The organism is Acinetobacter sp. YH01011 (assembly GCF_013420785.1).
Classification (GTDB): domain Bacteria; phylum Pseudomonadota; class Gammaproteobacteria; order Pseudomonadales; family Moraxellaceae; genus Acinetobacter; species Acinetobacter towneri.
Map to the genome: position 1 here is coordinate 163,437 of NZ_VOYG01000007.1, position 12,756 is coordinate 176,192.

The 12,756-nt window shown below is 40.0% G+C and carries 16 protein-coding genes; 5 read left to right on the plus strand and 11 right to left on the minus strand.

The genetic code is table 11. From position 1 onward, the window contains the following. Positions 1-32 precede the first annotated feature (32 nt). The gene (locus tag FTT78_RS06715) at positions 33-812 is read left to right on the plus strand and encodes a ferredoxin--NADP reductase (RefSeq protein ID WP_004972950.1); all 780 of its coding nucleotides are present in this window, start codon (positions 33-35) and stop codon (positions 810-812) included. A gap of 59 nt (positions 813-871) precedes the next feature. Here FTT78_RS06715 and FTT78_RS06720 read toward each other — a convergent pair whose 3' ends face one another. From FTT78_RS06720 to FTT78_RS06730, 3 genes are all read right to left on the minus strand, one after another. After that, positions 872-1,057 (minus strand): hypothetical protein, encoded by a 186-nt coding sequence (locus FTT78_RS06720; protein ID WP_004972947.1) that lies wholly within the window; start codon positions 1,055-1,057, stop codon positions 872-874. A gap of 20 nt (positions 1,058-1,077) precedes the next feature. Beyond that, positions 1,078-1,332 (minus strand): hypothetical protein, encoded by a 255-nt coding sequence (locus FTT78_RS06725; RefSeq protein WP_179991052.1) that lies wholly within the window; start codon positions 1,330-1,332, stop codon positions 1,078-1,080. 226 nt (positions 1,333-1,558) lie between these two features. Then, positions 1,559-2,179 (minus strand): cation transporter, encoded by a 621-nt coding sequence (locus FTT78_RS06730; RefSeq protein ID WP_096901843.1) that lies wholly within the window; start codon positions 2,177-2,179, stop codon positions 1,559-1,561. Between the two features lie 75 nt (positions 2,180-2,254). On the opposite strand from FTT78_RS06730, the gene cadR reads away from it, so the two are divergent. Beyond that, the gene (gene cadR, locus FTT78_RS06735) at positions 2,255-2,656 is read left to right on the plus strand and encodes a Cd(II)/Pb(II)-responsive transcriptional regulator (protein WP_004972941.1); all 402 of its coding nucleotides are present in this window, start codon (positions 2,255-2,257) and stop codon (positions 2,654-2,656) included. 49 nt (positions 2,657-2,705) lie between these two features. Here cadR and arsH read toward each other — a convergent pair whose 3' ends face one another. From arsH to FTT78_RS06750, 3 genes are all read right to left on the minus strand, one after another. Beyond that, positions 2,706-3,410 carry an arsenical resistance protein ArsH gene (arsH, locus tag FTT78_RS06740; RefSeq protein ID WP_179988822.1) on the minus strand — a complete coding sequence of 235 codons (705 nt, stop codon included), beginning with the start codon at positions 3,408-3,410 and terminating at the stop codon, positions 2,706-2,708. A 72-nt stretch (positions 3,411-3,482) separates the two neighbouring features. Continuing rightward, positions 3,483-4,541, minus strand: a complete 1,059-nt coding sequence (arsB, locus tag FTT78_RS06745) for an ACR3 family arsenite efflux transporter (RefSeq protein WP_136144349.1) — start codon at positions 4,539-4,541, stop codon at positions 3,483-3,485. Between the two features lie 4 nt (positions 4,542-4,545). Continuing rightward, positions 4,546-4,863 carry a metalloregulator ArsR/SmtB family transcription factor gene (locus tag FTT78_RS06750; RefSeq protein ID WP_019836657.1) on the minus strand — a complete coding sequence of 106 codons (318 nt, stop codon included), beginning with the start codon at positions 4,861-4,863 and terminating at the stop codon, positions 4,546-4,548. A 98-nt stretch (positions 4,864-4,961) separates the two neighbouring features. Here FTT78_RS06750 and arsC point away from each other — a divergent pair, with 98 nt between their 5' ends. The 3 genes from arsC (at position 4,962) to FTT78_RS06765 (ending at position 7,385) form a co-directional block, all read left to right on the plus strand. After that, positions 4,962-5,390: an arsenate reductase (glutaredoxin) gene (gene arsC, locus FTT78_RS06755; RefSeq protein ID WP_180043795.1), complete on the plus strand. Its 429-nt coding sequence runs from the start codon at positions 4,962-4,964 to the stop codon at positions 5,388-5,390. A 315-nt stretch (positions 5,391-5,705) separates the two neighbouring features. After that, positions 5,706-7,088, plus strand: coding sequence for a tRNA 5-hydroxyuridine modification protein YegQ (gene yegQ, locus FTT78_RS06760; RefSeq protein WP_136144203.1), 1,383 nt, complete (start codon positions 5,706-5,708; stop codon positions 7,086-7,088). Positions 7,089-7,115: 27 nt separating this feature from the next. After that, positions 7,116-7,385 (plus strand): YfhL family 4Fe-4S dicluster ferredoxin, encoded by a 270-nt coding sequence (locus tag FTT78_RS06765; protein ID WP_004972931.1) that lies wholly within the window; start codon positions 7,116-7,118, stop codon positions 7,383-7,385. 236 nt (positions 7,386-7,621) lie between these two features. Here FTT78_RS06765 and ahpF read toward each other — a convergent pair whose 3' ends face one another. The 5 genes from ahpF to FTT78_RS06790 all read right to left on the minus strand — a co-directional run. After that, positions 7,622-9,187, minus strand: a complete 1,566-nt coding sequence (ahpF, locus tag FTT78_RS06770; RefSeq protein ID WP_096901839.1) for an alkyl hydroperoxide reductase subunit F — start codon at positions 9,185-9,187, stop codon at positions 7,622-7,624. Positions 9,188-9,403: 216 nt separating this feature from the next. Next, positions 9,404-10,321 (minus strand): hypothetical protein, encoded by a 918-nt coding sequence (locus FTT78_RS06775; RefSeq protein WP_131261786.1) that lies wholly within the window; start codon positions 10,319-10,321, stop codon positions 9,404-9,406. 56 nt (positions 10,322-10,377) lie between these two features. Then, a complete protein-coding gene (locus tag FTT78_RS06780) occupies positions 10,378-11,505 on the minus strand; it encodes a toxic anion resistance protein (RefSeq protein WP_180043793.1) in 1,128 nt (375 codons plus the stop codon). A gap of 30 nt (positions 11,506-11,535) precedes the next feature. Next, positions 11,536-12,327 (minus strand): hypothetical protein, encoded by a 792-nt coding sequence (locus FTT78_RS06785; RefSeq protein ID WP_004972923.1) that lies wholly within the window; start codon positions 12,325-12,327, stop codon positions 11,536-11,538. Positions 12,328-12,499: 172 nt separating this feature from the next. Beyond that, a partial coding sequence (locus FTT78_RS06790) for a zinc ribbon domain-containing protein (RefSeq protein ID WP_179988826.1) occupies positions 12,500-12,756 on the minus strand: 257 nt, incomplete at its 5' end.

Sequence of the window (12,756 nt, forward strand, 5' to 3'; positions counted from 1 at the left end):
TGTTCTAATTTGATAATTTATTGAGACCTTTAATGGCTGCTTTCAACGTCGAAAAGATTACTCACGTACACCACTGGAATGACACTTTATTCAGTTTTAAAACGACTCGCGATACCGCACTACGTTTTAAAAACGGTCAATTTGTGATGATTGGTCTGGAAGTAAATGGCAAGCCTTTAATGCGCGCTTACTCGATTGCCAGTGCTAACTATGAAGAAGAGCTAGAATTCTTCTCAATTAAAGTACCTGATGGCCCTTTAACGTCTATTTTACAAAAAGTAAAAGTGGGCGATGAATTGCTGGTTTCTAAAAAACCTACAGGCACTTTGGTACTGGATGATTTAAATCCTGGTAAAAACCTATACTTACTTTCTTCAGGTACAGGTCTAGCTCCATTTTTGGCAACCATCCGCGACCCTGAAACTTATGAACGCTTTGAAAAAGTGATTGTGGTTCACGGTACACGTTTCATTTCTGAATTGGCTTATCAAGATTTAATTCTAAATGAATTACCAAATCACGAGTTTTTCCAAGAACTTGGTATTCGTGAAAAACTGGTATATTACCCAACCGTTACACGTGAAGAATATCCAAACCAAGGACGTGTGACCACGGCAATTGAATCGGGTGAAATCTTTGAAAAAATTGGTTTACCACGTTTTAACCCTGAAACTGACCGTGCCATGTTATGTGGTAGCCCTGCATTCTTAAAAGATGTTGCAGCATTACTTGACCAACATGGTTTAAAAGAATCACCACGTATGGGTGAATTGGGCGATTACGTGATTGAACGTGCTTTCGTTGAAAAATAAAAGCTGTTGAATCTAAAAAAACCGAGCTAAATAGCTCGGTTTTTTGTCATTAGCATCAATTAACGTACACTGCGACCTTCTTGGTTAGCACGTCCTTCACAGTGTGCACCACCACCAATTACAAACCCACGCTCTGCCTGACATGAACCAATCATACGACCACTCGAATCATAAGTTGTCACTTTTGAAGCACAACCTGTCATCAAAATAGCCGCTGTTAATGCGATTAAACTAGAAATTTTCATTGTATTACCCCTCTAAAAAATTAGTCTTGTTGCAGTGAAATCTGCGAATTATTTGGTATGGTTGGCAATAAACCCGTGCGCTCATCTACTTTAGAATAGTTAATGCCTTGTATGTTGGCACCACCATAACACACAGCTTTAGCCCCCAAAAGAAAGCCCTGTGTAGCGACACATGAACCAATCACTTGCCCTGCAGTATCATAAGTCACCACTTTAGAACTACAGCCAGCCAAAGCAATCAGGCTTGCTATAGAAAATAATTTAATTAGTTTCATTTAACCCTCAATTTAAAAAAAATTAAATATTATTCATCGTGTAAATTATTTTTAAATACATCAATTTATTTTTAATTTTAGTTATATATTATTTTTTGTAAATAGCAATTTGGAATAACTTATCGTTATTTTTACTTCAAATTTTAAAATTATTGCGACTACAAAAAATTAAAAGCACTCCATCTAAATCACTCAAATCAGATGGAGTGCTTTTTACGTTTATTCTTTATTCTGGTACATTCATTCTTCGTTCAGCCAAAGCTTGCTGAATCACATGATATCCCGCTGTTAAGCCCAAACTCGCCATAATCACGGCTACCACAAGATCTGGAATCAAACTACCCGTACCAAATACACCCACTGCCGCCAAAATAACTGCGAAATTACCAATCGCATCATTACGGCTACATAACCACACCGATTTCATATTCGAATCACCATCTCGAAATGCATATAAAATCAATGCAGTAACCACATTGGCTAATAAGGCGATGATCCCAATAATACCCATGGTTATGGCTTCAGGTGGAATACCCTGTATATAGGCATAGATAACCTTGCCCATCACCACCACACCAAACAAGGCCATCGTGATGCCTTTGACCAAAGCCACAGTAGCACGCCAATACAAACTTGCACTTAACACCGCAAGTGAAATCCCGTAATTGACAGCATCTCCAAAGAAATCCAGTGAATCTGCCCATAGGGATGATGAATGGGCATAGGCACCACCTATCAACTCGATAAAAAACATGCTGAGATTGATCACCAATGCAATCCATAACGCGGTTCTAAATTTACTATTCGGTTTGATTGGCGCAGGTTCATGACTACACGTACATGCCATAGACACACCTTCTTTCAAAATGAAACTGTTTCGATTATGCTCATTTAAAACTATAGACTTAGTCCAAGGTCAAGTATGGCACAATATTTAATTCATGAATTAGCTAAAAAAGTTGGAGTCAGCACAGATACAATTCGTTTTTATGAAAAGAAACACTTACTCACCCCAAGCTTTCGTGCCGAAAATAATTATCGCTATTACAACGATGAGGCACTCAAGCGTTTGATTTTTATTAAGCGTTGCCGTGCTTTAGATATGAACTTAAAAGAAATTGAAGCCTTAATTGAATTAGAAAAACAGCCGAAACAAAACTGCTGCGCTGTGAATGAATTGATTGATGAACATTTAAGGCATGTAGAAGATAAAATTGCCGAGTTGCAGCATTTTCAGCTACAACTTCAGCAACTTAGACAAGCCTGCACCACGCAAACAACCATTGATGATTGTCAGATTTTAAAGCGACTTGAAGCCGAATAATCGCTCTCTAAGCCTTTTGTAATGCAGTATTTACGTATCTAAAATTGGATTATAAACACTTCTGATTAACACGCTTCGATAGCTGCTCGGCAGTTTCCACACGTTCAGAATAACGATCTACCAAATATGCTGCTTGCCCGCGAGTCAGCAAAGTAAATTTATATAACTCTTCCATCACATCGACAATACGGTCGTAATAGCTAGACGCTTTCATGCGGCCATCTTCCTCAAACTCTAAAAAGGCTTTAGGAATAGAAGACTGATTGGGAATGGTGATCATCCGCATCCAACGTCCTAAAATACGTAATTGATTGACGCTGTTAAATGACTGCGACCCGCCACACACTTGCACTAAAGCAAGCGTTTTACCTTGTGTGGCACGAATTGCGCCCGCGGCAAGCGGAATCCAGTCAATTTGTGCTTTGAAAATCGAACTCATTGAACCATGACGTTCTGGGCTACACCAAACCATACCTTCTGCCCACGCCAACAATTCATGCAGCTCTTGAACTTTGGGATGTGAAGTATCGCCATCTTCAGGTAAAGGCAAACCTTTGGGATGGAAAATTTTTACCTCAGCGCCAAAGTGCTCCAAAATTCTGCCCGCTTCCTGTACCGCCAAACGACTATAAGAACGCTCACGGTTTGAACCGTACATCAATAAAATACGTGGCGGATGGTTCAACGGCTTTGCCTGCACCTGTTCAAAACTTGGTGTAGGCAATAAATCTAAATCAATATTGGGTAATACCATGCTGCATACTCTTAAAACTAAAATGGGCAACGCATGCCCATGTTTTTATCTTAAACCTCAAAATGAAGAAAATTACTTTGAACTGACAATCGACTCATTTTGATAAAACTTTTTACGCAGCCATAAAGACACACTCACCAAAGCAATCAACACAGGCACTTCAACCAAAGGGCCAATAATCGTGGTAAATGCAACGGGAGAAGCCAAGCCAAACGTTGCAATGGCAACAGCAAGTGCTAATTCAAAATTATTCCCTGCTGCGGTAAAGGAAATGGCGGTCGTCCGTGGATAATCATTGCCCATCCATTTGCTCATAAAGAAGCTAATAAAGAACATGGCAGCGAAGTAAATAATCAATGGAATGGAAATGCGTAAAACATCCATCGGCAAGCTCAGTACTTCTGCGCCTTTTAGTGCGAACATCGCCACAATGGTAAATAGCAATGCCAACAGACTAAATGGGCTAATTTTGGGTAAAAAAGACGTTTGATACCAATCTAAGCCTTTGCTTTTCACTAAAATCAAGCGTGTTAAAAAGCCCATCAAAAAAGGAATACCCAAATAGATTAAAACAGCTTGGGTGATTGTCCAAAAACCAACATCAATCACTTGTCCTGCCACGCCAAAATACGGCGGCAAGAAACTCAGAAACAGCCATGCATAAGTACTAAAGAATATAATCTGAAAAATACTGTTAAACGCAACTAATGCAGCCACGTATTGGTTATCACCACAAGCCAAGTTGTTCCAGACCAAGACCATCGCGATACAGCGTGCCAGACCAATTAAAATCAAACCTGTCATATATTCAGGATAGTTTTGCAAGAAAATAATCGCCAAAGCGAACATCAAACACGGAGCAATCAACCAGTTTTGTACCAAAGACAACAACAAGGTTCGGCGGTCTTTAAACACTTCTGGCAAAGCTGCGTAATCGACTTTTGCCAATGGTGGATACATCATCAAAATCAAACCAATCGCAATGGGAAGGTTGACTGTGCCCACGCTCATTTGATCTAAGCTTGCCGATACTGCAGGAAATACCACGCCAATCGCAACACCTAGCCCCATGGCAATAAAAATCCATAAGGTCAAATTACGATCTAAAAAAGAAAGTTTGGACTGTGCCATGTGCTTACTCGCAATGTGTTGCAATTGTAGGGTTGATACGTGTCATCGGGCTGACATCTTGCTGCGCAATAATATTCAAAACAGCAAGCGCCCATTCGGGTAAATCAGGGTTCAAACGGTAATACACCCACTGCCCCTGACGTTGATCTAGCAAAATAGATAAATTCCGTAACAACGCCAAATGACGTGATATTTTCGGTTGATTTAACTGCAATTGTTCTGTCAATTCGCATACACAAATATTGTGTTGAGCCATCACCAATTTCAGAATGTCCAGTCGGGTTGGGTCTGACAAACATTTAAAAAAATCAGTTTGATTCATTTTTTATCTGCACTTCAATATTAACTATTGCGAATATACGCATATCCATATATAAATGCAATATTGAATTTTTATCGGACTAAAACGGGTCACTACACATGAGCAACAGCATCAAAATTTTTCATAACCCTGCCTGTGGAACGTCACGCAATACTTTAGAATTAATTCGTAATACAGGACAAGAACCTGAAATTATTGAATATTTAAAAACCCCACCTACACAAGCTGAACTTACTAGCATGATTCAACAAACAGGTTTAAGCGTGCGCGATGCAATCCGCAAAAATGTAGAACCATACGAACAGTTGCAACTTGAAGGTAGTTCACACAGCGATGCGGAATTAATTGCATTGATGGTCGAGCATCCGATTTTAATTAATCGTCCATTTGTCGTGACCGAGTTAGGTGTGAAATTGTGCCGCCCTTCTGAACTGGTCTTAGACTTGCTCACTCAACCACAACTAAAAAGCTTCAGCAAAGAAGATGGTGAGGTGGTCATTGATGAACATGGGCAACGAGTACGTTAACACGCTTTTATCCATCAGAAATTGATTATAGGCAATGAGTCAAATTGGTATGAAAGTCCCTTCTCTTAGATTCTGTATGGCTCAGGATGAGGAACTTTCTATATCAAGATCATTTACAACAGATGCTCTCCATGTGATGGATAAAACATGCTTTCTAATTTCAGATCAAAACGACCTTGCAAAACCACTGATTGAATTTTTATCTCCCTTCCCAAGCAGCACGAGTTTTCTTCTGAATCCCGAGCTATTTACTAGGTTGAATCCTAAATTTAGATTCATACAATAAAGCCATATTTCTGCTATTGCTTTTTGATCATGACCATTTCCCACGTCACCGAACTTCTCTCTCCTGCTGGTTCTTTAAAAAACATGCGCTATGCCTTTGCTTATGGTGCAGATGCAGTCTATGCAGGTCAGCCGCGTTATAGTTTGCGCGTGCGTAATAACGAATTTGATCATGACAATTTGGCAATTGGTATTCAAGAAGCGCATGAATTAGGCAAAAAGTTTTATGTGGTGGTGAACATCCAGCCGCATAACAGCAAACTCAAAAACTTTATTCGTGACCTAGAGCCAGTGGTTGCTATGCAACCCGATGCACTGATCATGTCTGACCCTGGTCTGATTATGATGGTGCGTGAAAACTTCCCCGATATGCCTGTACATTTATCGGTACAAGCCAATGCAGTGAACTGGGCAACGGTGAAATTCTGGCAAAATATGGGTTTAACCCGTGTCATTCTTTCGCGTGAATTGTCGATTGATGAAATTGAAGAAATTAAAAACAACGTGCCTGGCATGGAAATTGAAGTATTTGTGCATGGTGCGCTGTGCATGGCCTATTCAGGTCGTTGCATGCTTTCAGGCTATATGAATAAACGTGATGCCAACCAAGGCGCATGTACCAATGCCTGCCGTTGGGAATATAAAATTCACGATGCAAAAGAAGATGAAACAGGTGACGTAATTCCTGTCAAAAATCTTTCTGAAACTGCCGATGCAGATGAACAACACATGCAGGCACAGCATCAATTTAACGAGCCTGTGTTATTACAACGTAATGACGAAGATATGTTTGCTGCCGAAGAAGATGAACACGGCACTTATTTTATGAATTCTAAAGATTTACGCGCAGTGCAGCACGTTGACCGTTTAACTAAAATGGGCATCCATTCACTAAAAATTGAAGGTCGCACCAAATCTTATTTCTACTGCGCACGTACTGCACAAATTTACCGTAAAGCGATTGATGATGCGCTTGCAGGCAAACCATTTGACCCTGCATTAATGACTCAATTAGAAGGTCTAGCTAACCGTGGTTATACCGAAGGTTTCTTGCGTCGTCATGTGCACAGCGAATACCAAAACTACGAAACAGGTTCATCAAGTTTTGATCATCAGCAATTTTGTGGTGAAGTCTTAGAACGCAATGGTGACTACATTAAAATTGATGTAAAAAACCGTTTTGTAGTGGGCGATTCTTTAGAATTGATGACGCCACAAGGCAATATCTATTTCACTTTAACTGAAATTAAAGATAAAAAAGGCAATCTGATTGAAGATGCCAAAGGTTCAGGGCATATTGTAGAAATCCCTATACCTGCAGATGTCGATATGCGTTATGCCCTGCTGATTCGCAACTTACCAAATTCGACTGCAGATATTTCTGCCTCATCGTTGGCTTATCAAGCCAACTAAGTGGCAATAAACTAAGCGAGTATTGCGATGGCACTCCTGATTACCGACCAATGCATCAATTGCGATATGTGCTTACCCGAATGCCCGAATGAAGCAATTTATGAGGGTGAAAAGGTGTATGAAATTGATGTGGCGCGTTGCACAGAATGTGTTGGGTTTTATGACTATCAAACCTGCGTTTCAGTCTGCCCAATTGAATGTATTATTCCGCATCCTGAGCATGTCGAAACCAAAGAGCAGCTACAGGAAAAGTTTAATCAGTTGAATTTATTTGGACAAAATAATAAGGCTAATTAGACTGAAATGAATCTAACTGCTGTAAATCAAACTGGATGTTAAAAATAAAAAAAGAACTGAGTTGTTAGCCGACTCAGTTCTTAAAACCAAAAATAGAATAAATAAACTTTTAATACTGTGCGATAACGCACTTTACTGAACATAGCGCCTGAGTATTGGGGAACTCAGGCGCTATCTTTTTAGCGAATACAATTTAAGGATGGTTAATCCGCGTATTCAGATGTATTCGTTCAGACTTATTGACCTGAACGGATGATGTAATCAAATGCTGAAAGTGATGCTTTCGCGCCTTCACCTGTTGCAATGATGATTTGCTTGTACGGTACAGTTGTACAGTCACCTGCCGCAAATACACCTTTTACATTGGTTTCATTGCGCTCATTTATCACAATCTCACCACGATTCGTCAGCTCTACTTTTGACTCTTTTAAGAAGTCCGTATTTGGTAATAAACCAATTTGTACGAAAATTCCTGCAAGTTCAACAGTATGCTCAACATCTGTCGCACGGTCTTTATATTTCAATGCAGTCACTTGTGCGCCATCACCAATCACCTCAGTCGATAATGCATTGGTAATTACAGTAGTATTTGGCAAGCTGTTCAATTTGTTTTGCAAGACTTGGTCTGCACGTAATTTAGTATCAAACTCTACCAAAGTCACATGCTCTACAATCCCTGCAAGGTCAATCGCTGCTTCTACACCTGAGTTACCACCACCAATCACTGCAACACGTTTGCCTTTAAACAACGGGCCATCACAGTGTGGGCAGTATGCCACGCCGCGGGTACGGTATTCTGCTTCACCAGGTACATTCATCTCTCTCCAACGTGCACCTGTAGACAAGATCACCGTTTTCGATTCAAGTGTTGCGCCATTTTCCAAAGTCACTTCGACCAAACCATTGGCAGTTTCATCAGCACCTTTAATGGCAGATACTTTTTGTAGATTCATAATATCGACATCGTATTCACGCACATGCGCTTCCATTTCTGCCGCAAACTTTGGACCTTGTGTTTTTTGGATAGAAGTGAAGTTTTCAATATCCATGGTATCCATCACCTGACCGCCCATCCGCTCAGCCACAATACCTGTACGAATACCTTTACGTGCTGCATAGATTGCAGATGTATTCCCTGCAGGGCCGCCACCAATTACCAAGACATCAAACGCCTCTTTGGCATTCAGTTTCGCTGCATCTTTGCTCGCAGAATCTGTATCTAATTTAGCTACAATTTCTTCCAAAGTCATACGACCTTGACCAATGTGGTTGCCATCTTGGAATACCATCGGCACAGCCATAATTTTGCGCTGCTCAACTTCTTCTTGGAAGAATGCACCATCAATCATGGTTGCTGTTGTGCCAGGGTTGTAAATCGCAATGAGGTTCAAAGCTTGTACTACATCTGGACAGTTGTGGCAGCTCAACGATACAAACACATCAAAGTGAGATGAAAGATTCAATTCTTTGATTTGCGTTAATACTTCATCCGATACTTTTGGTGCATAACCAGAAGTTTGCAATAAAGCCAAAATTAATGAAGTGAACTCGTGCCCCATTGGTAAACCTGCGAAGAATACGCGCGGTTGCTCACCTACTTTTGCAATCCCAAAACTTGGTGCACGTGCGTTGTTACCGTCAAAACGTGCAGTAACTTGTGGCGAAAGTGCTGCAATTTCTTCAACCAATTCTTTAATTTTGGCAGATTTATCAGAACCATCTAAAGTCGCGACAAGCTCGATTGGGCTTTCAAGACGTTCTAATAAAGTTTTAAGTTGTGTAGAAGTATTTTGGTCTAACATGGCTAACGTCTCCAAGGGAGTAAATTTATTTGTTGATGTCATCTTACGAAAAATAGTTACATAGGGGAAACGGTTTATTTTTATATTTATGATCGTTTTTTTAAATGATAGTGAGTTTCAAGCTTACTATTTCATTTAAAATACCTAAAGCTATTCAATTTAGACATTAACATAAAAACTGAATGTCTGCCTTAAGCAATTGAGCCTAATCATTTTTTATTCAAGTTGTTGTTGAATCCGCAGAATACGCTGCTGTAAATGTCGCGATAAAAACCAGAGTACCGCAGACAGTATTAACATAAGCGCCATAACCGCGAGATTCATATAATAAACCAGCGTATTTAATTGCTGTGCTTGCTGCACTTGCTTATGTACGCTTTGCGCCATAGGCGTTAAAGCTTTGCCATAAACTTGCTGCTGCATCGTCCATAATTGTTCAGGTTTAAATCCATAATGTAAAAATTGCGGATCTTGCTGCTCTGCTTTGACCAAGGTCAACACTTGCGGAATGGCTGCATCTTTATCTGCGGGATGATGCATCAATGCCGTTTGCGCCAACAAATAGGCTTTAACAGGCGCTGCCATTTCTGCATTTTGTAAATAACGCGCCAATTCACTTTCTTGAATGTGCTTTTCATAATGCACAATTTTGGCATATACCTGCTGCGTATCATCTTGTCGGTCATGCTGAACATAACTCAATGCCGACCAAAGTAAAATAAAACTCAGCAACCAAGCTACAAATTTCAAGACAAAGGACTGAAAGCGAATATAAAAAAAACGAATTTTCTTGAGTAGATGAACTAGAACGAATGCACCAATAAATGACACCGACAGTTTTAAAATCAACCAACCCAACCAGTTCAACAAACTGAAAAAATAATCAGGTTGCTGCCCTAAATTTGCCAAAGTCGCATCGACACTTGCAGGCATGTGTAATTGCTGAACTTCAGTGCTTAAACCAAAGAAGCTATAAATCACATCTTGCTGAATAAAAAAGCCAATTGCCGATATAAGCACCACCGTCATAGACAGCACAGCCAAAAAACTGAGCTTTTTTTGACGCTGCTGTAATGCCACAACACCTGTTTTTAGCTGCTGTGGCTGAATGGCATATTCATCAAGTGGGGGCAAATCCGACTCCTTATCAGGTAAATTTCAGATTAAATGAAGTCATTGTCAAAATGCATTTATTGACCAGACTGTTGACTTGAACCAATCACCAATTGATTCAGATTCTCCTGTAAGGCTCGCAAACGCGTAGTCGCTTCTGCACGTTTTTGCATGCCTTCTTTTTGTACCTGGATCACATCGTTCACTGTTTTAATGAGGGTATTTTGTACGTGTTCAAGGGTTTCAATATCAATCACCGAACGCTGATTGGCTTTGGCAGTATCAACCGAGTTTTGATGCAATAAATCTGCATTACGGCGCAGCAATTCATTGGTGGCATCATCAATACTGTTGGCCAGTTGCACACTGTTTTTCTGCTCATTTAAAGAAATCGCCAAACTAATCTGGTTTTTCCACGCAGGTAAGGTAATGTTTTTAATCGCATAAAATTTATCGACCAACATTAAATTATTGGACTGGATAATCCGAATCATCGGCAAAGTTTGCATGGCAGATTGTTGCAACACCTGCAAATCACTCACCCGCTTTTCTAAATTATTAGCAAGATGATTGAGATCATAAATTTTTTGAGTCGTGGTCTGATCCTGCGGCTGCGCGGAAAATTCAGAAATTTGCTGCTGAATTTCCTGCTGTTTTAACTTACCTGCTGCAATATAAATCCCCAATTGTTTATATTCATCTTGCACACCATGAAACATTTTATCCAGTGTATCTACACGGTTTTTTAAACCATTTTGTGAGCTTTCAATTTCTGTGACCAGACTATCAATTTGCGCTTTGGTGCTGTTAAAGTTTTGATCAAAATTTTGTTTAGCGCCTTTTAACTTATTGAATAAACCACCCAAAAAGCCACTGCTTTTGTTTGGATTTAAAATACTGTTGGTATTTAACTGCTGTGCAACCTGCACCACCTGATTCAGCTTTTGCCCTGTGACATCCAAATCCTTATTTTGCACCAAACCTAAAAGCTCATCGGTATAACTTGACGTTTTAGTGGCGATATTTTTGCCATATTCTGCAACCGAATGATGGCTAAGATCGCTTAATTCTTTACGCGCAGCCAGCACCTCCTGAAAGTCATCAGGCTGTAAGCCAATTTCCTGCAAATTGAGTTGCTGAAATTGTTGCTGAGTCTGTTCATCACTCACTTGCACAGCGACGTTGCGTTGTTCAGAAGTTGTCATATTTCGCCTCTATCTAATCAAAACCATGCCTTATGATTGCGCAGGTTTTTCTAAGGATTTTCTTAATGTCTTAATTAAATGCTCACGACTTTGATCCAGCTTTTCTAGCTGACTGTGTGAGCCACTTTGCTGACTTTGTTTGACATGATATTGCCATGCAGGAATGAGTACCTGCTGCGCTTCTTTAAAGCGATCTAACAAACTAAAAGAGAGTTGCTGTGAAAGTTGCATTTGAGTAATCGCAATATCATTACTACTTTGCAAAGTCTTTAAACTATAAATTTTCTTGGCCAGTCGTTCGCTAAAATTATCCAAAGGATGCTGATTGCGCACAAATCGTGGATATTCCACTAAAAACTCATCGGCAGCTTGAATGTATTTCGCCATTTGCTCACGCAAACCAACCAACTGCTGAAAACGTGATTGTGATTTCTGAATTTCGATTTGCAGCTTTTGGCTTAAACGATCTGCTTGTCCTAATAAATGATCTAGGTTTTTATAATATTGCACTTGCCCCGCGCCATATTCCAAATCTATGCCTAGCCACTTTTGTAGTGCATTAAACTTACGTTGCTTTAACACTTTTTTAGATTTGCCAAGCGCCTGAATCAACTGCTCAATGGTCACACTCAATTGCTGAGTTAAATGTGGATCCACCCCATCCAATAAAACTGACTGCGCTTGAATCACCTGATCTGCATAATGATTTAGACGATATTGATCATTCAACAACGGAACTAAATCATTGCGTTGAATCGCCAAAAGCTCTGCACGATCCACCGTAATCTCTTGCAAAGGCAGTAACACTTCAAACTGAGCCATAGACCATCACAACCCTCTTTACATGATTTTATAGTACGTGTTTTTCGGCTAAGGTCATGTAATATTTTGCAATTTTTTATTTCGATCTGCTTAAATGCTTTTTTATAGATTCGCATAACATCAGTCACAAGATGCCTGATTCAAAACACCAGTGCTTGACATCCTCACCCCCTTAAAAGAGGGTGATTCCTACAGCTAGACGCTTATGCCCAAGCGCAAGAATGTTTAGAGCTGAGTTTATATCTCGATCATGAGCTGTACCACAGCTCATGCACTCCCATTCTCTTATTCCAAGATCTGTACTACCTTTGGGACTACTTGAGGTGATCTCACCGCAGCACGAACAGATTTGGGTGGTATAGGCTTCTTGGACTTCTTCAAACAATACGCCTGCGTTCTCGCATTTATACTTGAGCATTGTTTTTAGTG